Here is a 24,307-nt window from a genome sequence, read left to right as displayed (position 1 = left end):
ATGATAGTGGACGCACGTCTGTGAAAGTAGGTCATCGTCAGGCTTTTATCCCTCAAAACCCCGCAGCCCAACCGCTGCGGGGTTTTGTTTTTGCGCGCGCCGCCACCCCACACCCGGCCACCGACCCCATCGGCACGCCCTCCCCAGGGCCCGCGCCAGTACGAAATCCGGCCGGCACCGGCGCCTACGCCGCGCCGCGGGCAAGGCGCGGCGGGCATGAAAATGGCCTCGCAACCCGCGTCAATACTGGTTGTGCCCAAATAACAACGACGGCGGGAGGGTCCGCTTTGTGCGGTAAGATTGGCTCAATCAATTCGATGGAGCGTTATCGTGAGTGATACTCAGACCCCCGTAACCGGCGCCACGCCGGACCTGCGCACGCTGACCCACGTGGCTTACGGCCTGTATGCCCTGGGCTTCATCACCAGTGGTTTCCTGGGTATCGCGACGCTGGCTTCCGTGGTGCTGATGTACCTGAAGCGGTCGGATGCCGCCGGCACTGTCTATGCCTCGCATTTCGACTGGCTGCTGCGCACGTTCTGGTGGGCGCTGCTGTGGCTGGCCATCAGCTTCATTGCCACGCTGATCTTCATCGGATGGGTGGGCGTGGTGGCCACGGTGGTGTGGGTGTTGTACCGGCTCATCCGCGGCTGGTTGGCGCTGCTCGAAGGCAACGCTCCCACTTCCTACGCCTGACCGGCGTTCTTCACCGATCCAGACAGGCCGGCGCCTTGGCGCCGGCTTTTTTTCGTCCCGCGGCCCCATCCTGGTCCGATGATCCGAAACCGGGCGTTGGAGGCTGGTGCGGGTAAATCGCGCATAAGCGTGAAATACGCGCGAATCAGTAAGCAGGGCAACCGGCCAAGATCTTGATTTCAAGGGGGTTTGGCTGGGACGGGCACATGGCATGGCTTTTGCATGAATGAGGAGGCCACGCGCCGCGTGGCATTCCCCGCGTGGCATTTCTTTTACCTGAGCCAGACATATGCCTTCTTTGAAAATCATTTGTCCCAATGGGCACCTCGGCTTTGCGCCGCTGCGTGTCGAGAGCTTCCGCGCCGGCGTTCAGGCCGGGCCGGATTACATCGCGGCCGATTCCGGCAGCGACGACGTGGGCCCCGTGCCGCTGGGGTCGGATACCTCCACCAGCCCCGAAGCCTGGCAGCGGCATGACCTGGAGCAGATGCTGCTGGCCGCGCGCGAGCTGGGCGTGCCCATGATCATCGGCTCGGCCGGCGACACGGGTTCGAACAGCCGGGTCGACCTGTATGTGAGCATCATCAAGGAGCTGGCGCGCAAGCACGGGCTGGCGCCGTTCAAGATCGGCTACTTCTATTCGGAAGTGGACCCGGCTTTCGTGCGGCGCAAGCTGCGCGAAGGCCAGACCGTGACGGGCCTGGATGGCTATGCCGACCTGAGCGAGGCCGAGCTGGATGCCACCGACCGCATCGTGGCCGTGGCGGGCGTGCAGCCGTACCTGAAACTGCTGGAGGCCGGCGCGGACGTGATCATCGGCGGACGCAGTTCCGATGCAGCGGTGTTCGCCGCGCCGGCGCTGCATCACGGCTATGCCGCCGACCAGGCGTACTACCTCGGCAAGGTGCTGGAATGCGCCTCTTTCTGCGCCGAGCCGTACGGGGGCAAGGAGACAGTCATGGGGGAAATCAGCCACGACGACGTGTGCGTAACCGCCATGCATCCCGAGCAGCGTTGCACCGTGGCGTCGGTGGCGGGGCACGCCATGTACGAGCGCTCCAACCCCTACGAGGAGTTTTTCGCCGGCGGCCGGCTGGACATGCGCGAATGCCGCTATGAGCAGATCAGCGAGAAGACGACGCGCATCACGGGCTCGCGTTTCGTCCCCTCGGAAAAGATTACGGTGAAGCTAGAGGGATCGGGCAAGGTGGGCGAGCGCTATATCGGGCTTTGCGGCATCCGCGATCCCTACACCATCGCCAATATCGACCGCGTGATCGCTTGGGCGCGGGACAAGGTGCGGGAGCGCTTCGGCGATGTCGGCTACGAACTGCACTACAAAGTCTACGGCCGCGATGGCGTAATGGGAGATCTCGAGCCCTTGCGCAATCAGCCGGGCCACGAGCTTTGCGTGCTGGTGCAGGGCGTGGCCCCGACCGCAGAGATGGCCGAGGAGCTGACCCTGACCGGGCTGCGGCAGATGTTCTACGCGCGGCTGCCCGACGTGAAGGGCACGGCCGGTTCCGTATCGTTTCCGCTGGACGAGGTGGTGCGCGCCAGCGCCGCCTACCGCTGGACACTGAACCACACGATTGCCGTCGACGATGTTTTCGACCTGTTCCAGGTCCACCTTACCGAAGCCTGAGGAATCCGCCATGGCCACGACAAAGCTGAGCGAACTCGCCAAGACCATACGCAGCAAGAACGCGGGGGTGAACAAGATCACCTTCGACATCATTTTCCGCGACCGCGATACCTATGAGGCCGTGAAGCGCTCGGGCGCGGTCACGCGCGAGAGCGTGGCAGCGCTCTATGGAATCGGTCAGGAGCGGATTTCGGATTTCGTGGAATACGATCCGGGCCTGGCGATCAAGTTCACGTTCTACCGGCTGGCTCCGAGCGGGTCGGCGGGCGACGGCGACATTTTCGGCGCGCAGCAGTACGCGCCTTTGCTGGACGTGCCCGTGACGCTCTGAACGACGGCGCGGCGACGACTGTTCGCATACAAGGGGAAAACGCATGAAATGCATGATGATAAGAGTCCTGGCGCTTGCCGCCTGCGCCCTGGCCGCGCAGGCCGGCGCGCAGACGGCGGTGCCCAAGCAGATCAAGATCGTGGTGCCGTTTTCGGCGGGAGCCAGCAATGACGCCATTGCCCGCGCCATCGCCCCGCAGCTGGCCGAGGAGTTCAAGACCGTCGTCATCGTCGAGAACCGCGTGGGCGCGGCGGGGGTGATCGGGTCGGAGTACGTGGCGAAATCGCCCAAGGACGGAGCGACGCTGCTGCTGACGTCTTCCACGTTTCTCACGTCCGCCGCCACGCAGCCCCGCATGCCGTACGACCCGGTGAAGAGCTTCGCGCCGGTGGCCATGGTGGGGCAGGGGCCGCTGGTGCTGGCGGTGTCCGGCGCCAAGCCCTATGGCGATCTGCGCGCGGTGCTCGATGCCGCGCGGGCCCGGCCGGACGCGTTGAACTACGGCACGGCCGGCATCGGCTCGCTGGCGCATCTGGCCACGGTGATGATGAACGACGCGGCCAGGGTGTCCATGACGCACGTGCCTTACAAGGGCGCGGCCAATGCGGCTTCGGACCTGGCGGGCGGCCAGATCGACATCATGCTGGCCAACTACAGTTCGCTGGCGCCGCTGGTGCAGGGCGGCAAGGTCAAGCTGGTGGCGACGACCGCGCGCGGGCCTCATGCGGCGTTTCCCAACCTGCCGCCGGCCGCCAGCGTGCTGCCCGGCTATGCCGTGGATATCTGGGTGGGAGTGTTCGCGCCCGCGGGCACGCCGCAAGATCTGGTCGACCGCTACAACGCGGCCATCAACCGCATCGCGCGCTCGCCGGAGACGACCTCGCTGCTGGACATGGACGGCACAGTGCCCGCCAGCATGACGAGCGGGGAATTCGGCAAGCGGGTCGCCAGCGATCTGGAACAATGGCGGGCGGTGGCGCAGAGCCACCACATCAGCGTCGAATAGGCCGGGCGCGGCGGGCAAGGCGTCAGCCGCATCGAGGCCGGCCGCACCCGGACGGGTTCCTCCCGCGCAGGCCGCACCCGGGCCCACCGCTCCAGGAGGCGCGGCCGGCCCAGGCGCGGCCGGCTCAGGCGCGGCCGGCTCAGGCGCGGCCGGCTCAGGCGCGGCCGGCTCAGGCGCGGCCGGCTCAGGCGCGGCCGGCTCAGGCGCGGCTGGCGCCCTTGTCCATGCCCAGCTTGGCCATCTGGTGCCTGAGCGCATGGCGCGACAGGCCGAGGACGCGGGCGGTTTCTCCGAGATTGCCGCGCTGGGCCGCCAGGGCGGCCTCGATCATGCCGCGCTGGAAGGCGGCGGTGCGTTCGGCGTAGCTGCCGGCCGCCGCCGGGGCGGCCGGCGACGGGCTGCGCAGGATGCGGGCGGGCAGGTGCTCCACCCCTACGGTGTCGCCGTTTTCGAGTATGCAGATGCGCTCCAGCAGATTGCTCAGTTCGCGCACATTGCCCGGCCACGCATAGCGCCGGAACGCTGCTTCCACGGCGGCGTCGATGTGCTTGAAGCGGCTTGCGTGCAGGCGGTTGTAGCGTGCCAGGAAGCGCTCGGCCAGCACGAACACATCGTCGCCGCGTTCCCGCAGCGGCGGCAGATTGATGGCCACGACCTGCAGACGGTAGTAGAGATCGTCGCGGAACTTGCCGGCATGGACTTCGCCCAGCAGGATCTTGTTGGTGGCGGCGATGAAGCGCACGTCCGTGGTCAGTTCGTGCACGGCGCCGATGCGGCGAAAGCGCCGGCTGTCGAGCAGCGTGAGTATCTTGGCCTGCATCATGGGCTCGAGCTCGCGCACCTCGTCCAGGAACACGCTGCCGCCGTTGGCGGTTTCCAGCAGGCCGATCTTGCGCGCCACGGCGCCCGTGAAAGCCCCGCGCTCATGGCCGAAAAGCTCCGATTCCAGCAGGTTGCCGGGGATGGCGGCGCAATTGATCTCGGTGAAAGGCTTGTCCGCCCGGCTCGAGTGGTCGTGCAGGGCGCGCGCCACCAGGCCCTTGCCGGTTCCGGTTTCGCCATAGATGAGGACCGTGCTGGCGCGGCTGCGGGCCACGCGCAGGACCAGGTCGCGCAGGGCGACGATGGCAGGATGATCGCCGACGATCGTTTCGGCAAGCGGGGCTGCGGGGGTCATGGACGCCGGATGGAAAGAACGGACACGGCGGCATTATCCCGGCAATGCGGCCGAAAGCGACATTCCGGCATACCCGGGGTCGGCCGGCAAGGCGAGAGGGGTCAGGCCATGTCTGCGCGTCGGGCGGCTGGCGGAGAGGGAAGGCTTGGGGGATTGCGGCGGAGGACGGCGCCGCGGAGACAACTTGCCGGGCCGCGCATGCCTCGCTCAGGGGCGGAGGGACTGGGGCCGGGCCGGCTGCAGGAGGCAGGGACGTACCGCGTACGCCCTTTGCCTGCTTACTTCAGATGCGCGTTGACCAGTTTGGTCAGTTCGAACATCGTGACCTGATCTTTGCCGAAGATCGGGCGCAGCTTGGCATCGGCGTTGATGTTGCGCTTGTTGCTGGCGTCTTGCAGGTTGTGCTTCTTGATGTATTCCCAGATTTTCTTGGTGACCTCGGTGCGCGGCACGGCCTCCGAGCCAATGACAGCGGCCAACTCGGGGCTGGGGGTCAGGGGCTTCATGAATGCGGCGTTCGGCTTGCGCGCGGTCGCGGGTTTGGAGGTTGTGGCCATAATGCGGCGCTCCTTCTCTGGCTGTTGGAAAAATTGTCCTGCGGCCGGAGCATAACGTGTCTCTCAGGTAAAGACAAAGGCATTTATCCTCTGTAGCAACTAAAATATCAAAACCGTCCCCCATAGCCCGGCATTCTGTAACGTCCTATGTACGCACGATCTCCGTTGGAATCGATTCGGCTTTTTCATGACGAATTGACCGCATTGCGGCGCGATTTGCACGCCCATCCCGAACTGGGTTTCGAGGAGGTCCGCACCTCCGGTATCGTGGCAGGCGCGCTGGAGGCGCTGGGCATCGAGGTGCATCGCGGCATCGGCAAGACCGGCGTGGTGGGGGTGATACGCGGCAAGCGCTGCGACAGCGGCCGCATGATCGGGCTGCGCGCCGACATGGACGCCCTGCCCATGACGGAAGACAACGACTTTGCCCACAAGTCCACCAAGCCGGGCCTGATGCACGGCTGCGGCCACGACGGGCATACGGCCGTGCTCATCGGCGCGGCCAAGTACCTGGCGCAGACGCGCAACTTCGACGGCACAGCGGTGCTCATTTTCCAGCCGGCCGAAGAAGGGCGCGGCGGCGCAAAGGCCATGCTGGAAGACGGGTTGTTCGACACCTTTCCGTGCGACGCCATCTATGCCCTGCACAACTGGCCGGGGCTGCGCCCGGGCACCATCGGCGTCAATCCCGGGCCGATGATGGCGGCGGCCGACCGCTTCGAAATCCTCATTACCGGACGGGGCGGCCATGGCGCGCATCCGTACCAGACCATCGATCCCGTGACGATCGCGGGGCAGGTGATCACTGCGCTGCAGACCATAGTCTCGCGCAACGTGAACCCGCTGGATTCGGCCGTGGTGTCCATCGGCTCGATGCAGGCGGGCCATCCGGGCGCCATGAGCGTGATTCCGCGCGAGGCCCGGCTGGTGGGCACGGTGCGCACCTTTCGCCGCTCGGTGCAGGAAATGGTGGAGGCGCGCATGCGCGAGCTGGTCACGGCGATCGCCGGAGCCTTCGGCGGAACCGCGGAGGTCACCTATGAACGCATCTACCCCGCCACGCTCAACACCCCGCAGCACGCCAACCTGGTGGCGGACATCGCCACCGAGATGATCGGCAAGGAAAACGTGGTGCGCGACCTGACGCCTTCGATGGGCTCGGAGGACTTTTCTTTCATGCTGCAGAGCAAGCCGGGCGCTTATTTCCGCCTGGGCCAGGGCGGCGCCGAGTCCGGCTGCGTGCTGCACAATTCCCATTTCGATTTCAACGATGCCGTCATTCCCCTGGGCAGCGCCATGTTCTGCGCGCTGGCCGAACGGGGCATGCCGCTGGCAGATTAAGAAGCTTTCCATGTCCACTCAAACGACCACGCAGCTCACCATCACCCGCCCCGACGACTGGCACTTGCATCTGCGCGACGGCGCGGCGCTGCGGGCCGTGGTTGCGGATACGGCGCGCCAGTTCGCGCGCGCCATCATCATGCCCAATCTCAAGCCGCCGGTGACCACCACCGAGCAGGCGCTGGCCTATCGCGGCCGCATTCTCGAAGCGCTGTCGGCGGCCGGCGTGGCGCCCGGCGCGTTCGATCCGCTCATGACACTCTACCTGACCGACAACACCTCGGCCGAGGAAATCGCGCGCGCGCACGCTTCGGGCCAGGTTTACGCGGTGAAGCTGTATCCGGCGGGCGCCACCACCAATTCGGACGCGGGCGTGACGGACCTGCTGGGCAAATGCGCGAAGGCGCTCGAGGCGCTCGAGAATTGCGGCATGCCGCTGCTCGTGCACGGCGAAGTGACCGATCAGGCCATCGACGTGTTCGACCGCGAAGCGGTGTTCGTCGAGCGGGTCATGGTGCCGCTGCGCCGCGCGTTCCCGGCGCTCAAGGTGGTGTTCGAGCACATCACCACCAAGGAAGGCGCGCATTACGTGCGCGACGCGGAAGGCCCGGTGGCGGCCACCATCACCCCCCAGCACCTGCTGTACAACCGCAATGCGATTTTCCTGGGCGGGGTGCGTCCGCATTGGTACTGCCTGCCCATCCTGAAGCGCGAGACGCACCGGCAGGCCCTGGTGGAAGCCGCGACCAGCGGCAACCCGCGCTTCTTCCTCGGCACCGACAGCGCGCCGCACGCGCGCGGCCTGAAAGAACACGCCTGTGGCTGCGCGGGCTGCTACACCGCGCTGCACGCCATGGAGCTCTACGCCACGGCCTTCGAGGCCGCGGGGCGTCTCGACAAGCTCGAGGCCTTCGCCAGCTTCCACGGGCCCGACTTCTATGGGCTGCCGCGCAACACCGGCACGCTGACGCTGGCGCGAGAAGCCTATCAGGTGCCGGCGGAAGTGCCGTTCGGCGACACCACGCTGGTGCCGCTGGCGGCGGGCGAATCGCTGGCCTGGCGCGCGCACTGAAAGCGCGCCGGGCGCGCATTCAGAGCGTGCCGTCGCGGCGCGCTTCCAGCTGTTCCCAGCGCGCGAATTTGTCCTCCAGCTCGCTTTCCAGGCGCGCCAGTTCGCTGTTGATGCGCTCCACTTCGGCGGGCGCGTCGCGGTAGAGGCTGCCGTCGGCCAGCTTTTCGGCCAGCTCCGCCTGTTGCGCTTCCAGCGCGGCGATGGCGTCGGGCAGTCCTTCCAGTTCGCGCAGCTCCCAGGAATTCATCTTGCCGGGCTTGGGGCCGGGCCGGGGCTTGGCGGCCTTGGCGCGGCTGGCCGCCTCGTCGGCGCGGGGCGCTTTCTCGGCCGGCGCGGGCGCGGCCGGGGCCGGGCGCTGCGCGAACCATTCGTCATAACCGCCCACGTAATCGCGCCAGCGGCCTTCGCCTTCCCAGGCGATGGTCTGCGTGACCACATTGTTCAGGAAGGCGCGGTCGTGGCTGACCAGCAGCACGGTGCCGGCGTATTCCTGCAGCAGCTCTTCGAGCAGTTCCAGGGTTTCGATGTCGAGGTCGTTGGTGGGTTCGTCCAGCACCAGCACGTTCGCGGGGCGGGCGAAGAGCCGGGCCAGCAGCAGGCGGGCGCGCTCGCCGCCCGACAGGCTGCGCACCGGCGAGCCGGCGCGCGCGGGCGAGAACAGAAAGTCGCCCAGGTAGCTCATGACGTGCTTGCGCGCGCCGCCGATCTCCACCCATTCGCTGCCGGGGTTGATGATGTCCACCAGCGCGGCGTCTTCGTCGAGCTGGGCGCGCATCTGGTCGAAATAGGCCACCGAGACATTGGTGCCGAGGCGGGTGGCGCCGCTGTCGGGCTGCAGCTCGCCCAGGATCAGCTTGAGCAGCGTGGTTTTGCCCGCGCCGTTGGGGCCGATGATGCCGATGCGGTCGCCGCGCAGGATGGTGGTGGAGTAGTCGTTCACTACGATCTTGTCGCCGAAGCGCTTGCTGACGTGGTCCAGCTCGGCCACCAGCTTGCCGGAACGCTGGCCTTCGGCCAGCGCCAGCGAGACGTTGCCCACGCGTTCGCGGCGCTCGGCGCGCTCCACGCGCAGCCGCTCCAGCCGGCGCACCCGTCCTTCGTTGCGGGTACGGCGCGCTTCCACGCCCTTGCGTATCCAGACTTCTTCCTGGGCCAGCAGCTTGTCGAACCGCGCCTGCTCCAGGCGTTCGGATTCCAGCCACTGGGCTTTGCGTTCCTGCCATTGCGTGAAATTGCCAGGAAAGCTGAGCAGTCGCCCGCGGTCGAGCTCGACGATGCGGGTGGCGATGGCGTCCAGGAACCGGCGGTCGTGCGTAATGATGACGGCCGCGCCGCGCCAGGCGCGCAGCATGTCCTCGAGCCAGGCGATGCCTTCGAAATCCAGGTGGTTGGTAGGTTCGTCCAGCAGCAGCAGGTCGGGCTCGTCCACCAGTGCGCGTGCCAGGGCCACGCGCTTGCGCGTGCCGCCCGACAGGCCGGCGATCTGCGCGTCGGCCGGCAGGCCGAGCTTTTCGAGCGTGGCGCGCACGCGGGAGGGGCGCTGCCAGTCTTCGTGTTCGGCGCCGGTGTTGCACACGACGTCGAAGACCGTGGCGTTTTCGTCCAGCTCGGGTTCCTGTTCGACCGTGGCCACGCGCAGGCCCGAGGCGCGCGAGATGTCGCCGTCGTCGGGCTGGGTGCGGCCGTCGAGCAGCTTGAGCAGCGAAGACTTGCCGGCGCCGTTGCGGCCGATGAGGCCGATGCGTTCGCCTTCCTGGATGGAGAAGTCGGCATGGTCCAGCAGGGGATGGTGCCCGTAGGCGAGCTGGACGTCGGTGAGGGTGATGAGGGTTGCGAGCGCCATGGGAATCGGAAATCTGCTTTTTTGCGTGTCAGCGTGTATTGTCGCAGGAAGGCACGGCTGTCCGGCCGGCGCGGGTCCATCGAGGGCCGCGCCGCGCGCGCAGGGGGAGGGATCTCATGGGGCCGCATCGGGCCGGATCGCATGCGGGGACGGGCCGGGATGCTGTACTACAATGGCAGCCGCAAGGCGGGTCGGGCAATCGCGGGGGAGAAATTCCCTCGAGGAAGGTCCGGACTCCACAGGGCAGGATAGCGGCTAACGGCCGTCCGGCGGCGCTTTCGGGCGTCGCCGAGGAACAGGGCCACAGAGACGAGTCTGCGGGGCGGGCGCGCATCGCGCGCACAGGTACGGCCATCTCCGTATCGCGCCGGCCGGCGACGGCGGGCGGCATCGCAGGGTGAAACGCGGCAACCTCTATCCGGAGCAACATCAAATAGGCATGCGCACGGCCTTCGGGCCGGAAAGGGCGGCTCGTCCGAGCATGCGGGTAGATGGCTACAGCGGCTCAGCAATGATCCGCGCAGAGGAATGATTGCCCGCCGGGGAAACCCGGCGTACAGAATCCGGCCTACAGACCCGTCTTGTCACCGTTTTTTGCCCGGACGGCATTTCCGGCCGGCGTGGATGGCGTCCGGATGCCATCCGCCGGTCCGCCAGCCGCAAACTCCCCATGCTGCCGGACTAAATCCTCGCGCCCAAGGCGAGACGAGTCCCGCATTAGCGCCTACTTCTGAAGAAGGACTTTTAGAGTGTGACGCAACCTCCTGATTTATTGGGAGGTTTTTCTTTTTTGCCTTTTACAAATTGCTCTAAGTCCTTGTTGTGATTGAAAAAATTGCAACCGCGCGCTTGACCGCCCCTGCCCCTTCCCGTAGAGTGGAAAAAAGTAGGAAATTGTGCAATTAAGTGGGGTAAAAGTGGTGTTTCAGGGAAGCAGCGCGCTCACGCTGGATGCCAAGGGTCGGATCTCCATTCCGACCCGGCATCGTGACGCGCTCATCGCGCAGGCCGAAGGCCGCCTGACCCTGACCCGCCACCCCGACGGCTGTCTGCTGGTCTACCCGCGGCCGGAATGGGAAAAGAAGCGCGAGCAGATCGCCGCGTTTCCCATGTCGGCGCGCGCGCTGCAGCGGCTGTTGCTCGGCAATGCTCAGGACGTGGAACTGGACAGTTCCGGCCGTGTGCTGATCGCTCCTGAACTGCGCAACGCTTCCGGTATGACGCGCGACGTGATGCTGCTCGGCATGGGCTCTCACTTCGAGCTGTGGGATGCCGCTACCCTGGCCAGCCGCGAGGCCGAGGACCTGGCCAAGGGGATGCCGGACGTGTTGAACCAGTTTTCGTTCTGAAACAGCTTATGGAATTCGAACACCGGCCCGTCCTGCTGGAGCCGACGGTGGACGCCTTGTTGCTGCCGGAGTTCGGCGGCAAGGGCGCGAGCCGCGCGCAGCCCCGGCAGGCGAGCGATGCCGCACGGCGCGCCGAGGAAGGCGTGTTCGTGGACGGCACGTTCGGGCGGGGCGGGCACAGCCGCGAGCTGCTGGGCCGGCTCGGGCCGCGCGCCCGGCTGGTGGTGTTCGACAAGGATCCCCAGGCGATCGCCGCGGCCCGCGAACTGGCCGCCCGGGATGCCAGGGTGACGGTGGTGCATGGCGGATTTGCCACCATGGCCGAAGAGTTGGCGCAGCGCGGCATCGAGCGGATCGATGGCGTGATGCTGGATCTGGGGGTGTCGTCGCCTCAGATCGACGATGCCGGGCGGGGCTTTTCCTTCATGAAGGACGGCCCCCTCGACATGAGGATGGACACCACTCGTGGACCCACGGTGGCGGAATGGCTGGCGCAAGCCAGCGTGGATGAGATGCGGGAGGTCATAGCAGATTATGGCGAAGAACGGTTTGCTTTTCAGGTTGCAAAGGCGATTGCTGCTCGCCGCGCAACAAGGCCGCTGCGCTCCACGCTCGAGCTTGCCGAGTGCGTCGCCGGCGCCGTCCGCACTCGCGAAAAGGGCCAGCATCCGGCAACACGCACCTTTCAGGCTCTACGGATTTACATCAATCGGGAACTCGAAGAGCTCGCGCGCACCCTCGCGTCAGCTCTAGACCTGCTCGCCCCGGGGGGAAGGTTGGCGGTGATCAGTTTTCATTCGCTTGAAGACCGCATGGTCAAGCAGTGCATCGCGGCGGCGGCCAGGCCGGCTGCCGCGCATGCGCGCCTGCCCCTGCGCGAAAGCGAAATGCCCCAGCCCGTGCTGCGCTCCCTCGGGCGCGTGGTGGCCGACGACGCAGAAGTCGCCGGCAATGCGCGCGCGCGTTCGGCGGTCTTGCGCGCGGCCGAACGCACCGACGCCCCGCTGCCGCCGGAAGGCGGCGCCGCGTTCGTGAAAACCGGCGCGCTGCCCGGCAGCGATGCTTCCGCCCCGCGCCGGGGCAAGGGAGGGCGCCGCTGATGGGTCGTCTCAACCTGATCGTGGCCGCCCTGCTGATGCTGTCGGCCATTTCCCTGGTGACCAGCCGCTACCAGTCGCGCCAGCTCTTCATCGAGTTGGGCCGCGACCAGGCCCAGGCGCGCGACCTCGAAGTCAACTGGCGCCGCCTCCAGCTCGAGCGCGCCGAATATGCGCGCAACGCCCGCGTGGACGCCATCGCCCGCGACGGCCTGAAGATGATTTCCATCGTTCCGGACCGCACGCTCTATATCAATCAGGCGCAGGCGAGCCAGCCGGCGGCGCCCGCTCCGGCCGGAGGCGCGCAATGAAGCGCGTGCCTTTCTTCGACAATCCCGTGCTGCGCGGGCAGCTTCCCGCCTGGCGCGCGCGCCTGGTGCTGATCCTGCTGTTCTGCGGATTCGTCGTGCTGGCCGGCCGGGCGCTGTTCCTCCAGGGGCTGTCCACCGAGTTCCTGCAGCAGCAGGGCGAGCGCCGCTACGAACGCACTCTGACCCTGGCCGCCACGCGCGGCAAGATCCTGGACCGTAACGGCGTGGTGCTCGCCTCCAGCGTGCCGGCGCGCGCCATCTGGGCCATTCCCGAGGATGCCAAGCAGGCCACGCCCGCCCAGCTCGACGCGCTTGCCAAGCTGCTGGAAATGCCGGCGGCCGACCTGCGCCATCGCCTGGTGGACGAGGACAAGAACTTCGTCTACCTGAAGCGCCAGGTGGCCATGGACGTGGCCGACAAGATCAAGCAGATGAACCTGCCCGGCATACACCAGCTTGCCGAAACCCGCCGCTACTATCCTGACGGCGACGTGATGGCCCACGTGATCGGGTTCAACAGCATCGAGGACCAGGGCCAGGAAGGCGTCGAGCTGGCGTTCAACCAGCAACTGTCGGGCCGCCCCGGCAGCCGCCGCGTCATCAAGGACCGGCTCGGCCGGGTCATCGAGGACGTGCGCGCCGTCACGCCGCCCGTGGACGGGCGCGACCTGCGCCTGTCCATCGACACGCGCCTGCAGTATCTCGTGTTCAAGGAGCTGAAGGACGCGATGGAAAAGCACCAGGCCAAGGGCGCGACCGCCGTGGTGCTGGACGTGCACACGGGCGAGATCCTGGCGCTGGCCAACGTGCCCACCTTCGACCCGAACAACCGCGACACTTTCCACGGCGTCAACCTGCGCAACCAGGCCATCACGGACACGTTCGAGCCGGGCTCCATCATGAAGCCCTTTACCGCGGCGTTGGCGCTGGACCTGGGCCGCATCACCACGAATACGCTGTTCGAAACCGGCAACGGCCGCTTCGTCTACCAGGGCAGCACCATCAGCGATGTGAGCCGCAACGGCACGCTGGACGTGGCGGGCGTGCTGCGCAAGTCCAGCAACATCGGCATGACCATGATTTCCGAAAAGCTGGAGTCCCGCGAGATGTGGGACCGCTTCACGGAGCTGGGCCTGGGCCAGGCGCCCCAGATCGGCTTTCCCGGCGCGGCGCCCGGCCGCCTGCGGCCCTGGGACCGCTGGCGCCTGATCGAAAAGGCCACCATGGCCTACGGCTACGGCCTGTCCGTCTCGCTGCTGCAGGTGGCTCGCGCCTACACGGTGTTCGCGCGCAACGGCGACATGGTGTCGCTTACGCTGGTCAAGCGCGACAGCGATCCCACCAGCGTGAAGGTCTATTCGCCCAAGACGGCGGCAATGGTGCGCGGCATGCTCGAGGCGGCCGCCGGCCCCGAGGGCACGAAGGCCGCGATGGTGCAGGGCTACCGCGTGGCGGGCAAGAGCGGCACCGCGCGCAAGATCGTGGACGGCAAGTACAGCACCCATCGGTATCGCAGTTCCTATGTCGGTTTTGCGCCGGTGTCCGATCCCCGCATCGTGGTGGCCGTGTCGGTCGACGAACCCACGGTGGGCGGCTATTACGGCGGCGCGATCGCGGCGCCGGTGTTCTCCCGCATCGTCGGGGGCAGTCTCAGATTGATGGGGGTGCGTCCCGACGCGCCCTTCGAATCCACTATCGTTGCCGGAATCAAGGAGCCAGGCAGATGAGCGCCCGGGGCTTGCGCTTTCCCCCCGCCGCCACGGCCGCCGAGGTCGTGGCGTGGTTGCATGGACGGGTCGCGCTTACCGCCGACCTGCGGCTGGACTCGCGCGACATCGCGCCGGGAGACGTCTTCGTGGCCTGCCCGGGCCTGTCCAGCGATGGGCGCCTCTATATAGACCAGGCCCTGGCCCAGGGGGCCGCCGCCGTGCTGGTCGAGGCCGGAGATAGCGAATCCGTGCCGTTGCCCGAGGCTGCGGCGCCGGTCGCCCTGCCCGTGCGCGGGCTGCGCGGACTGCTGGGCGAACTGGGCGACGCCTGGTACGGGCGGCCGTCGTCCGGGCTGGCCGTGGTCGCCGTCACCGGCACCAACGGCAAGACTTCGTGCGTGCAGTGGATCGCCCATGCGCTGAGCCGCAATGGCAAGCCCTGCGGCACCATCGGCACGCTGGGCGCCGTGCTGCCCGACGGTACGGCGCTGGGCGGCAACTTGACCACGCCCGACGTGCTGACCGTGCACCGCCTGTTGGCCGCGATGCGCGATGCCGGAGCGAAGGCGGTGGCCATGGAGGCTTCGTCCATCGGCATCGAACAGGGCCGCATGGACGGCGTGCGCGTGGCGCTCGCGGCCTTCACCAACCTGACGCGCGACCATCTCGACTATCACGGCACGATGGAGCGCTACGAGGCGGCCAAGGCCCGGCTGTTCCGCTGGCCCGGGCTGGGCGCCACCGTGATCAACGCGGACGACGAGGCCGGCCGCCGGCTGCTGGCCGCGCTGCCGGCCGAGTTGGCCATGGGCTACAGCCTGGACGAAGCCCCCGGCGTGCCCGCGGCCATGCGCGCGCGCGGCCTGCAGGCCACGGCGCAGGGGCAGGTGTTCACCCTGGTGTCCCCGCATGGCGAGGCGCAGATCGTCACGCGCCTGCTGGGGCCGCACAACGTGTCCAATCTGCTGCTCGTGGCCGGCGTGCTGTACGAGCTGGGACTGCCCTTCGCGCAGATCGCCCGCGAGCTGGCCGCCACCGATCCGGTGGACGGGCGGCTGCAGGCCGTCGAGCCGCTGCTGCCGCCGGGCTCGGGCCCCTGCCCGCTCGTGGTGGTGGACTATTCGCATACGCCCGATTCGCTGTCGCGCGCGCTGGCCGCGCTGCGCCCGGTGGCGCAGACGCGCGGCGGCCGCCTGGTCTGCCTCTTCGGCTGCGGCGGCGAGCGCGATCCGGGCAAGCGTCCGGTCATGGGGCGCATCGCGGCCGAGCTGGCCGACCGTGTCATCGTGACCAGCGACAACCCGCGCAGCGAGTCCCCGGACGCCATCATCGCGCAGATCATGGCGGGGCTGCCCGCTTCGGCCCAGGCCGAGGTCCAGCCGGACCGCGCCCTGGCCATCGCGGGAGCCGTGTGGCGCAGCGCGCCGGAAGACGTGGTGCTGCTGGCCGGCAAGGGACACGAAACCTACCAGGACATCGGCGGACGCAAGCTGCCTTTCGACGACCGCGAATGGGCGCGCCTGGCGCTGGTGCTGCCGCATGCCGCGGGCGTGTCCACCGACACGCGCAGCCTGTCGCAGGGCCAGCTGTTCGTCGCGTTGGCGGGCGAGAACTTCGACGCGCACGACTATCTGGACCAGGCGGCGGCGCGCGGCGCCTGCGCGGCCGTGGTCGCGCGCCGCATGCCGGACGTGCCGCTGCCGCAGATTCTGCTGGGCGACACGCGTGCCGCGCTGATGCGCATGGGGGCGGCCTGGCGCGCCCGCTACCGGCTGCCCGTGGTGGCCGTGACGGGCAGCAACGGCAAGACCACCACCAAGGAAATGATCGCGGCCATGCTGGCGGCCTGGCAGGGGCCGGAGGCCAGCCTGGCGACCGCGGGCAACCTGAACAACGATATCGGCGTGCCGCTGACGCTGCTGCGCCTCGATGCCCGCCACCGCGCCGCCGTATTCGAGCTGGGCATGAACCATCCCGGCGAGATCGCGCAACTTGCAGCCATCGCGGCGCCCACGGTGGCGCTGGTCACCAATGCGCAGCGCGAGCACCAGGAATTCATGCATAGCGTGGAGGCGGTGGCGCGCGAGAATGGCGCCTGCATCGCGGCGCTGCCGGACGACGGCGTGGCGGTCTATCCGGGCGACGAGCCGTATTCGCCGATCTGGGCCGCGCTGGCCGAGCCGCGCCGGGCGCTGCGCTTTGGCCTGCAGCCCGGGCTGGACGTGTATGCCGAGCAGATCGAGGCCGGCGTCGAGGGCACCCGCTGTCGCGTCGTCACGCCGCTGGGCATGGCCGATCTGTCCCTGCCGGTGCCGGGCCTGCACAACCTGCGCAACGCGCTGGCCGCCATCGCCAGCGCCATTGCCGCCGGCGCGCCGCTGGAGACGGCGGTGCGCGCACTGGCCGCTTTCGCCCCGGTTTCGGGCCGGATGCAGCGCAAGACAATGCGTGACGGAACATTACTTATCGATGACACCTACAATGCGAACCCTGACTCCGTTCGCGCGGCCATCGATGTCCTGGCCCGCATGCCTGGCACCCGCGTGCTGGTGCTGGGCGACATGGGCGAAGTCGGAGACAACGGCCCCGCCATGCACGAGGAGGTGGGGCGCTATGCGCGCGAGCAGGGGCTCGACGCGCTGTTCACGCTGGGCGAGGCCAGCCGGGCGGCGGCCGCCGCCTACGGCGCAGGCGCGCGCGCCTGCGCATCGGTTGACGAAGTAGTTGCCGCAATGCGCGGCATGCGCCCGTCCTGCGTATTGGTAAAGGGTTCGCGCTTTATGCGCATGGAGCGGGTAGTGAAGGTTTTTGCTTCTTTTGACGACGCGGCGCCCCAGGGGGAAGGAGAGCAGCATGCTGCTTGAGATCGCCCGGCTGCTTTCCGACGATGTGCGCGCCCTGGGCGTGTTCGAATACATCACGCTGCGCGCCGTGCTGGCGTGCGCCACGGCGCTGCTGATCGGCCTGATGGCCGGCCCGCGCGTGATCCGCAAGCTGACCGAGATGAAGATCGGCCAGGCGGTGCGCGCCTACGGTCCCGAATCGCACCTGGTCAAGACGGGCACGCCCACCATGGGCGGCGCGCTGATCCTGATTTCCATCGCCATCAGCACGCTGTTCTGGGCCGACTGGACCAACCGTTTCGTGTGGGTCGTGCTGCTCGTCACCTTCGGCTTCGGCTGGATCGGCTGGATGGACGATTACCGCAAGGTGGTCTATCGCGACCCCGAGGGCATGCCCGCGCGCCAGAAGTTCTTCTGGCAGGCCACCATCGGGCTGGTGGCCGCGGTGTACCTGGCGTTCGCGGTTTCCGCGCCGGCCAATGCCGAGCTGTGGCCGCTCTTCAAGAGCTGGGTGGCCAGCGGCTTCACCATGCCGCTGCCCACGCGCGCCGACCTGATCGTGCCGTTCTTCAAGTCGGTGAGCTATCCGCTGGGCGTGCTGGGATTCGTGGCGCTGACCTGGGCCGTGATCGTGGGCACCAGCAACGCCGTCAACCTCACGGACGGGCTGGACGGCCTGGCCATCATGCCCACCGTCATGGTGGGCAGCGCCCTGGGCATCTTCGCCTACGTGGTGGGCCGGGTCGACTATTCCAAATACCTGCTCTTTCCGTACATTCCCGGCGCGTCGGAACTCATGGTGCTGTGCGCGGCCATCGGCGGCGCGGGGCTGGCCTTTCTCTGGTTCAACGCCTACCCGGCGCAGGTGTTCATGGGCGACGTGGGCGCGCTGGCCCTGGGCGGTGCGCTGGGCACGATCGCGGTCATCGTGCGCCAGGAAATCGTGCTCTTCATCATGGGCGGCGTGTTCGTGGTCGAGACCCTGTCCGTGATGATGCAGGTGACGTGGTTCAAGTACACCAAGCGCCGCTACGGAACCGGCAGGCGCATTTTCCGCATGGCCCCGCTGCATCACCATTTCGAAGTGGGCGGCTGGAAGGAGACCCAGGTGGTGGTGCGGTTCTGGATCATCACCATGATGCTGGTGCTGATCGGTCTTTCTACCCTGAAGTTGCGATGAATACGATGGAAACCTCCCGCGCCGATGCGCCGCTCGTCCTGATCCTCGGATTGGGAGAGACGGGCGTGGCCGCCGCGCGCTGGCTCGCCCGCGAGGGCGCCCGGCTGCGCGTGGCGGACACCCGTGCCGAGCCGGGCGGTCTGGAGGCCCTGCGCGCCGCGCTGGCCGATGCGGACGTGGAATTCCGTCTGGGCTGCGACCAGTTCTTCGAACTGGCGCTGCTGGACGATGTGGACCAGGTGGTGGCAAGCCCGGGCCTGGCGCCGCGCCAGGCGCCGGCCGGTCCGCTGCTGGCCGAGGCGCGCGCGCGCGGCATCGAAATCGTGGGCGAAATCGAGCTGTTCGCGCGTGCGCTGGCCCAGCTGGCCGAGCAGCGCGAATACCGGCCCCGCCTGCTCGCCGTCACGGGCACTAACGGCAAGACCACGGTCACCGCCCTGACGCGCGCGCTGGTCGAGGCCAGCGGCCTGTCCGCGCTGGCCGCCGGCAACATCGGTCCGGCCGCGCTCACCGCGCTGATGCGCGCCCTGGACGAAGACGCGCTGCCGCAGGTGTGGGTGCTGGAACTGTCGAGCTTCCAGCTGGAAACCACGCGCAGCCTGATGGCCGACGCCGCCGTGGTGCTGAACGTCACGCAGGATCACCTCGATTGGCACGGCGGCATGGAAGCCTACGCCGAGGCCAAGGCCCGGCTGCTGGGCATGGCGCGCATCGCCATCGTCAACCGCGACGACCCGCTCACGACCCGCATGGTGAAGTCGCTCAACGCGCTCAACGTGCGCAGCTTCGGCCGCGACCTGCCCGCGCTGGTGGGCGACGTGGGCCTGGAGCCGGGACAGGGCATGGCCTGGCTGGTGGCTTGCGAGCCGCTGGATTTCTACGAGCCGGCGCCGCCGGCGCGCCGCAAGAAAGACGCGCCCGAGCCGGCTCGGGCGGCCGGCCGCCCGAGCCGGCTGATGCCCGCCGACGCGCTGCGCATCCGGGGCATTCACAATGCCCTGAACGCGCTGGCCGCGCTGCAGCTGGGCCGCTGCCTGGACCTGGGCTGGGCCGCCATGCTGCGCGCGCTGCGCGAATACGCCGGAGAACCGCACCGCGCCGCTTTTGTGCGCACGGTCGGCGGCGTGGACTACATCAACGACAGCAAGGGCACCAACGTGGGGGCCACCGTCGCCGCGCTGGAAGGGCTGGGCCAGAAGGCGGTGCTGATCGCCGGAGGCCAGGGCAAGGGCCAGGATTTCTCGCCGCTGGTGCCGGTGGTGGCGCAGCATGCGCGCGCCGTGGTGCTGATCGGCCAGGACGGGCCGGAGATCGGCCGCACGCTGGAAACCACGGGCGTGCCCTGCGTGTCCGCCCACGACATGCGCGAAGCCGTGCGCCGCGCCGCCGAGCTGGCCCGGGAGGGCGATGCCGTGCTGCTGTCGCCCGCCTGCGCCAGCCTCGACATGTATCGCAACTATCCGCATCGCGGGCAGGTGTTCGTGGAAGAGGTCGAGGATCTGGCCCGCGACCGGGGAGAGGTGGCATGAGCCTGTTCGCCGAACTCACTGCCAGCGTCAACGCCGTGCGGCCCGGCCGCACCCGCATGCGCAACTACGACCTGCCGCTGGTGCTGGCCGCGTCCACGCTGCTGCTGCTCGGCCTGCTGATGGTGTATTCGGCGTCTATCGCCCTGGCCGACGGCCCGCGCTACGCCTCCTACGGGCGCTATTACTTCGTGCTGCGCCACGGCCTGTTCATCTGCGCCGGCCTGGTGGGCGGCGCGGTGGTGCTCACCATTCCCATCCGCTTCTGGCAGCGCATGGCCTTCCCCCTGTTCGCCGTGTCGCTGGTCCTGCTGGCGGCGGTGCTCATTCCGGGCATCGGCCGCGAAGTCAACGGCGCGCACCGCTGGATTCCGCTGGGGCCGCTGAACTTCCAGCCGTCCGAGCTGATGAAGGTCGCCGCCTTGCTCTACGCCGCCGACTACACGGTGCGCAAGCAGGAGCACATGCAGTCCTTCCTGCGCGGCTTCGTGCCCATGGCCTGCGCCCTCGGCGCGGTGGGCCTGCTGCTGCTGCTCGAGCCCGACCTGGGCGCGTTCATGGTGATCGTGGCGATTGCCATCGGCATTCTTTTCCTGGGCGGCATCAACGGCAAGTTCTTCAGCAGCCTGCTGGGCGTGCTGATGGGCACCTTCCTGCTGCTGATCTGGTTGTCGCCTTGGCGCCGGGCCCGCCTGTTCGCCTACCTGGATCCCTGGAACGAGGACAACGCCTACGGCAGCGCCTACCAGCTCTCGCATTCGCTGATCGCGCTGGGCCGCGGCGAATGGCTGGGCGTGGGACTGGGCGCCAGCGTCGAGAAGCTGCACTACCTGCCGGAGGCCCATACCGACTTCCTCATGGCCGTGGTGGGCGAGGAACTGGGCTTTGCCGGCGTGATGCTGGTGATCTGCCTGTTCGCCCTCATCGTGCAGCGCGGTTTCGACATCGGCCGGCAGGCCATCGCCATGGAGCGCACCTTCGCCGGCATGGTCGCGCAGGGCGTGGCGATATGGTTCGGCGTGCAGGCCTTCATCAACATGGGCGTGTGCCTGGGACTGCTGCCCACCAAGGGGCTGACCCTGCCGCTGATGAGCTACGGCGGCTCGGGCGTGGTCATGAACGTGTGCGCGCTGGCCATGCTGATCCGCGTGGACGTGGAAAACCGCATCATGATGCGCGGGGGGCGGGTATGAGCGCGGGCACCATCCTCATCATGGCGGGCGGCACGGGCGGACACATCATGCCCGGCCTGGCCGTGGCCGAGGTGCTGCGCGCGCGCGGCTGGCGGGTGCTGTGGCTGGGCAATCCGGAAAAGATGGAAGGCCGCCTGGTGCCGCCGCGCGGCATCGAGCTGGTGCCGCTGCGCTTCGCGGGCGTGCGCGGCAAGGGATTCTCCACCTTGCTCAAGCTGCCGTTCATGCTGCTGCGCGCCTTCGCGCAGGCATGGTCCAGGCTCTCGTATGCGCGCCCCGACGTGGTGCTGGGCATGGGCGGCTACGTGGCATTCCCCGGGGGCGTGATCGCGGCCCTGCGCGGCCTGCCGCTGGTCGTGCACGAACAGAACGCGGTGGCGGGCACCGCCAACCGCTGGCTCGCGCGCATGGCGCGCCGCGTCCTGAGCGGGTTTCCGGAGGTGCTGCCCAAGGGCGAGGCCCTGGGCAACCCCGTGCGGGCCGATTTTTGCGCGCTGCCCGGGCCGGCGCGCCGCTACGGCGAGCGCACCGGCCCGTTGCGTCTGCTGGTGGTGGGCGGCAGCCTGGGCGCGCACGCCCTGAATACCGTGCTGCCGCCGGCGCTGGCCGCCATGGCTCCCGAGCGCCGGCCGGAGGTCGTGCACCAGGCCGGCGAGCAGCACCTGCCGGCGCTGCTGCAGGCCTACGCCGGGGCGGGCGTGCAGGCCGACTGCCGCGCCTTCATCGACGACATGGCGGGCGAGCTGGGCGCGGCCGACCTGCTGATCTGCCGCGCCGGCGCCATGACGGTGTCCGAAGTGGCGGCGGCGGGCGTGGCCGCGCTTTTCGTGCCGTTTCCGCACGCCATCGACGATCACCAGACCGCCAATGCGCGCTTCCTCAGCGACGCGCAGGCCGCCTGGCTGCAGCCGCAATCCGCCCTCACGCCCCAGTGGCTGGCGGACTGGCTGGGCCAGCGCACCCGGGAAGAACTCCAGGCCGTGGCCGAACGGGCGCGCGCGCATGCGCGCCCCGAGGCCGCGGCCCATATCGCCGACGTTTGCGAACAGGCAGCGGGGCGTCAATCATGAAACACAGAATTCAACACATCCATTTCGTCGGCGTGGGCGGTTCCGGCATGAGCGGCATCGCCGAGGTCCTGCTCAACCTGGGCTACGCCATCAGCGGCTCCGACCTGCACGAATCGGCGGTGACCCGCCGCCTGGCCGGCCTGGGCATGAAGATCTCCATCGGCCACGTGGCCAGCAACGTGACGGGCGCCGACGCCATCGTGACCTCCACGGCGGTGGCGGGCGACAACCCGGAAGTCATCGCGGCGCGCGCCGCGCGGATTCCGGTGGTGCCGCGCGCCATCATGCTGGCCGAGCTGATGCGCCTGAAGCGCGGCATCGCCGTGGCCGGCACGCACGGCAAGACCACCACCACCAGCCTGGTGGCCAGCGTACTGGCCGCGGGTGGCCTGGATCCCACCTTCGTCATCGGCGGCCGCCTCAATTCGGCGGGCGCCAACGCGCGGCTGGGGCAGGGCGACTACATCGTGGTGGAAGCGGATGAATCCGACGCCTCCTTCCTCAACCTGCTGCCCGTGATGGCCATCGTCACCAACATCGACGCCGACCACATGGACACCTACGGGCACGACGTGGCGCGCCTGAAGAGCGCGTTCATCGAGTTCACCCAGCGCCTGCCCTTCTACGGCAGCGCGGTGCTGTGCGCGGACGACGCCAACGTGCGCGAGATCATGCCGTTCGTCTCGCGGCCGATCACCACATACGGCCTGGGCGAAGACGCGCAGGTGCGGGCCTACGAAGTGCAGCCCGAGGGCACGCGCATGCGCTTCAACGTGCAGCGCAGCCATCGCGACACGCTGCTGCCGCCGCTGCGCGTGGAGCTGAACCTGCCGGGCCTGCACAACGTGCGCAACGCGCTGGCGGCCATCGCGGTGGCGACCGAGCTGGGCGTGGAAGACGACGCGATCTGCGAGGCGCTGGCCTCTTTCCATGGAGTGGGACGCCGCTTCACGCAGGTCGGCGATTTCCCGGTGCCGGCCGCGCACGGCGGCGGCACCTTCACGGTGATCGACGACTACGGCCACCACCCCGTCGAAATGGCGGCCACGCTGGCCGCCGCGCGCGGCGCCTGGCCAGACCGCCGCATCGTGCTGGCGTTCCAGCCGCACCGCTACACGCGCACCCGCGATTGCTTCGAGGACTTCGTGCGCGTGCTGGGCACGGCCGACGCGGTGCTGCTGACCGAGGTCTATGCCGCCGGCGAGGCGCCGCTGGTTGCGGCCGACGGCCGTGCGCTGTCGCGCGCGCTGCGGGTGGCGGGCAAGGTGGAGCCGGTGTTCGTCGAGGACGTGGCCGAGCTGCCGCAGGCCGTGCTGGACTTCGTGCGCGACGGCGATGTGGTGATCGTGATGGGCGCGGGATCGATCAGCAAGGTCCCGGCCCAGGTGGGAGAGCTGGCATGAAAGCGGAATTCGGCAAAGTCGGCGTGCTGTACGGCGGACGCTCCGCCGAGCGGGAAGTGTCCCTGATGTCGGGCGCGGGCGTGCATCAGGCGCTGTTGAGCGCCGGGGTGGACGCGCACCTGTTCGACACGGGCGAGCGCAGCCTGGCGGAACTGGCCGCCGAGGGCTTCGAGCGCGTGTTCATCGCGCTGCACGGCCGCTACGGCGAAGACGGCACGCTGCAGGGCGCGCTGGAACTGCTGGGCATCCCCTATACGGGCAGCGGCCCGCTGGCCTCGGCCCTGGCCATGGACAAGACCATGACCAAGCGCATCTGGCTGCAGCACGGCCTGCCCACGCCGGCCTTCGAGGTGCTGGACGCCGACACCGAGCTGCGCACCGTGCCCGACCGCCTGAGCCTGCCGCTCATCATCAAGCCGCCGCACGAGGGCTCGACCGTGGGCATCACCAAGGTCGTGGGCTATTCCGACATGAAGCGGGCCTACGCCGAGGCGGCCCGGTTCGACGAAGTGGTGCTGGCCGAGCAGTTCATCAGCGGGCGCGAGCTGACCGTGGCCGTGCTGGGTTCGGGCAGGCAGGCCCGCGCGCTGCCGGTGATCGAGATCGCGGCGCCCGGCGGCAACTACGACTACGAGCACAAGTATTTTTCGGACGACACCCAGTACTTCTGCCCCGCCGACCTGCCGCCCGACGTGGCGCGGGAAGTGGCCGACATCGCCGTGCGGGCCTACCAGGCCCTGGGCTGCGAGGGCTGGGGGCGCGCCGATTTCATCCTCGACCGCGAAAACCGGCCGTGGCTGCTTGAAATGAACACTTCGCCCGGCATGACCAGCCATTCGCTGGTGCCCATGGCCGCCAAGGCCGTCGGCATCAGCTATGCGGAACTGTGCGTGGCGATCCTGTCCGAGGCTGCGTGCAAAGTGCGCAGCCCCGGCCGCAACGCCTGACCTGGACGCCC

Annotated in this window: 20 protein-coding genes and 1 other RNA gene; 18 read left to right on the top strand and 3 right to left on the bottom strand. The window is 68.4% G+C overall.

The features are described from left to right. The first annotated feature begins 330 nt into the window (after positions 1 to 330). The 4 genes from NGJ44_RS12015 to NGJ44_RS12000 all read left to right on the top strand — a co-directional run bounded on the left by NGJ44_RS12015 (position 331) and on the right by NGJ44_RS12000 (position 3,678). Entirely contained in the window at positions 331 to 696 is a 366-nt protein-coding gene (locus tag NGJ44_RS12015; protein WP_053244795.1) for a DUF4870 family protein, read from the top strand. Positions 697 to 985: 289 nt separating this feature from the next. Then, entirely contained in the window at positions 986 to 2,341 is a 1,356-nt protein-coding gene (locus tag NGJ44_RS12010) for an acyclic terpene utilization AtuA family protein (RefSeq protein WP_251864037.1), read from the top strand. Between the two features lie 10 nt (positions 2,342 to 2,351). Further along, positions 2,352 to 2,672: a DUF4387 domain-containing protein gene (locus NGJ44_RS12005; RefSeq protein ID WP_053245895.1), complete on the top strand. Its 321-nt coding sequence runs from the start codon at positions 2,352 to 2,354 to the stop codon at positions 2,670 to 2,672. Between the two features lie 52 nt (positions 2,673 to 2,724). Continuing rightward, positions 2,725 to 3,678: a tripartite tricarboxylate transporter substrate binding protein gene (locus NGJ44_RS12000; RefSeq protein ID WP_251864036.1), complete on the top strand. Its 954-nt coding sequence runs from the start codon at positions 2,725 to 2,727 to the stop codon at positions 3,676 to 3,678. Positions 3,679 to 3,877: 199 nt separating this feature from the next. Here the strand turns inward: NGJ44_RS12000 and NGJ44_RS11995 are convergent, their stop codons facing one another. Both NGJ44_RS11995 and NGJ44_RS11990 read right to left on the bottom strand, forming a co-directional pair. After that, a complete protein-coding gene (locus tag NGJ44_RS11995; protein WP_251864035.1) occupies positions 3,878 to 4,855 on the bottom strand; it encodes a sigma-54 interaction domain-containing protein in 978 nt (325 codons plus the stop codon). 278 nt (positions 4,856 to 5,133) lie between these two features. After that, positions 5,134 to 5,412: an SWIB/MDM2 domain-containing protein gene (locus NGJ44_RS11990; RefSeq protein WP_053245898.1), complete on the bottom strand. Its 279-nt coding sequence runs from the start codon at positions 5,410 to 5,412 to the stop codon at positions 5,134 to 5,136. Positions 5,413 to 5,559: 147 nt separating this feature from the next. Here NGJ44_RS11990 and NGJ44_RS11985 point away from each other — a divergent pair, with 147 nt between their 5' ends. Together NGJ44_RS11985 and pyrC are read left to right on the top strand one after the other, a co-directional pair. Next, complete coding sequence (locus tag NGJ44_RS11985; RefSeq protein WP_053245899.1) at positions 5,560 to 6,753, top strand: M20 aminoacylase family protein; 1,194 nt, start codon at positions 5,560 to 5,562, stop codon at positions 6,751 to 6,753. Beyond that, positions 6,749 to 7,825, top strand: a complete 1,077-nt coding sequence (pyrC, locus tag NGJ44_RS11980; RefSeq protein ID WP_251864043.1) for a dihydroorotase — start codon at positions 6,749 to 6,751, stop codon at positions 7,823 to 7,825. The genes NGJ44_RS11985 and pyrC overlap by 5 nt, the downstream gene beginning before the upstream one ends. Before the next feature lie 19 nt (positions 7,826 to 7,844). On the opposite strand, the gene NGJ44_RS11975 is transcribed toward pyrC, so the two are convergent. After that, a complete protein-coding gene (locus tag NGJ44_RS11975) occupies positions 7,845 to 9,668 on the bottom strand; it encodes an ATP-binding cassette domain-containing protein (RefSeq protein ID WP_251864034.1) in 1,824 nt (607 codons plus the stop codon). 183 nt (positions 9,669 to 9,851) lie between these two features. On the opposite strand from NGJ44_RS11975, the gene rnpB reads away from it, so the two are divergent. The 12 genes from rnpB to NGJ44_RS11915 all read left to right on the top strand — a co-directional run bounded on the left by rnpB (position 9,852) and on the right by NGJ44_RS11915 (position 24,296). Next, positions 9,852 to 10,255, top strand: an RNA gene (rnpB, locus tag NGJ44_RS11970) — RNase P RNA component class A. A 333-nt stretch (positions 10,256 to 10,588) separates the two neighbouring features. Further along, positions 10,589 to 11,017: a division/cell wall cluster transcriptional repressor MraZ gene (gene mraZ / locus NGJ44_RS11965; protein WP_251864033.1), complete on the top strand. Its 429-nt coding sequence runs from the start codon at positions 10,589 to 10,591 to the stop codon at positions 11,015 to 11,017. 8 nt (positions 11,018 to 11,025) lie between these two features. Then, complete coding sequence (gene rsmH / locus NGJ44_RS11960) at positions 11,026 to 12,117, top strand: 16S rRNA (cytosine(1402)-N(4))-methyltransferase RsmH (protein WP_251864032.1); 1,092 nt, start codon at positions 11,026 to 11,028, stop codon at positions 12,115 to 12,117. Then, complete coding sequence (ftsL, locus tag NGJ44_RS11955; protein WP_053245886.1) at positions 12,117 to 12,425, top strand: cell division protein FtsL; 309 nt, start codon at positions 12,117 to 12,119, stop codon at positions 12,423 to 12,425. Before rsmH ends, ftsL begins: the two co-directional genes overlap by 1 nt. Then, on the top strand, positions 12,422 to 14,152 hold the full coding sequence (locus tag NGJ44_RS11950; RefSeq protein ID WP_053245887.1) for a peptidoglycan D,D-transpeptidase FtsI family protein: 1,731 nt from the start codon (positions 12,422 to 12,424) through the stop codon (positions 14,150 to 14,152). Before ftsL ends, NGJ44_RS11950 begins: the two co-directional genes overlap by 4 nt. Next, positions 14,149 to 16,998, top strand: a complete 2,850-nt coding sequence (gene murF / locus NGJ44_RS11945; RefSeq protein WP_251864031.1) for a bifunctional UDP-N-acetylmuramoyl-L-alanyl-D-glutamate--2,6-diaminopimelate ligase MurE/UDP-N-acetylmuramoyl-tripeptide--D-alanyl-D-alanine ligase MurF — start codon at positions 14,149 to 14,151, stop codon at positions 16,996 to 16,998. The genes NGJ44_RS11950 and murF overlap by 4 nt, the downstream gene beginning before the upstream one ends. Next, positions 16,988 to 18,157: a phospho-N-acetylmuramoyl-pentapeptide-transferase gene (gene mraY, locus NGJ44_RS11940; protein ID WP_053245889.1), complete on the top strand. Its 1,170-nt coding sequence runs from the start codon at positions 16,988 to 16,990 to the stop codon at positions 18,155 to 18,157. Before murF ends, mraY begins: the two co-directional genes overlap by 11 nt. After that, the gene (gene murD, locus NGJ44_RS11935; RefSeq protein WP_251864030.1) at positions 18,154 to 19,686 is read left to right on the top strand and encodes a UDP-N-acetylmuramoyl-L-alanine--D-glutamate ligase; all 1,533 of its coding nucleotides are present in this window, start codon (positions 18,154 to 18,156) and stop codon (positions 19,684 to 19,686) included. The genes mraY and murD overlap by 4 nt, the downstream gene beginning before the upstream one ends. Then, a complete protein-coding gene (ftsW, locus tag NGJ44_RS11930) occupies positions 19,683 to 20,876 on the top strand; it encodes a putative lipid II flippase FtsW (RefSeq protein WP_251864029.1) in 1,194 nt (397 codons plus the stop codon). The genes murD and ftsW overlap by 4 nt, the downstream gene beginning before the upstream one ends. Beyond that, positions 20,873 to 21,946, top strand: a complete 1,074-nt coding sequence (murG, locus tag NGJ44_RS11925; protein WP_251864028.1) for an undecaprenyldiphospho-muramoylpentapeptide beta-N-acetylglucosaminyltransferase — start codon at positions 20,873 to 20,875, stop codon at positions 21,944 to 21,946. The genes ftsW and murG overlap by 4 nt, the downstream gene beginning before the upstream one ends. Further along, a complete protein-coding gene (gene murC / locus NGJ44_RS11920; protein WP_251864027.1) occupies positions 21,943 to 23,349 on the top strand; it encodes a UDP-N-acetylmuramate--L-alanine ligase in 1,407 nt (468 codons plus the stop codon). The genes murG and murC overlap by 4 nt, the downstream gene beginning before the upstream one ends. Then, entirely contained in the window at positions 23,346 to 24,296 is a 951-nt protein-coding gene (locus NGJ44_RS11915) for a D-alanine--D-alanine ligase (RefSeq protein ID WP_053246546.1), read from the top strand. Before murC ends, NGJ44_RS11915 begins: the two co-directional genes overlap by 4 nt. The last annotated feature ends 11 nt before the right edge of the window (positions 24,297 to 24,307 follow it).

This window comes from Achromobacter sp. Marseille-Q4962, assembly GCF_943737005.1.
GTDB lineage: Bacteria > Pseudomonadota > Gammaproteobacteria > Burkholderiales > Burkholderiaceae_B > Achromobacter.
Note: the sequence above shows the minus strand (reverse complement) of the source record. Positions and strands in the feature narration are given on the sequence as shown.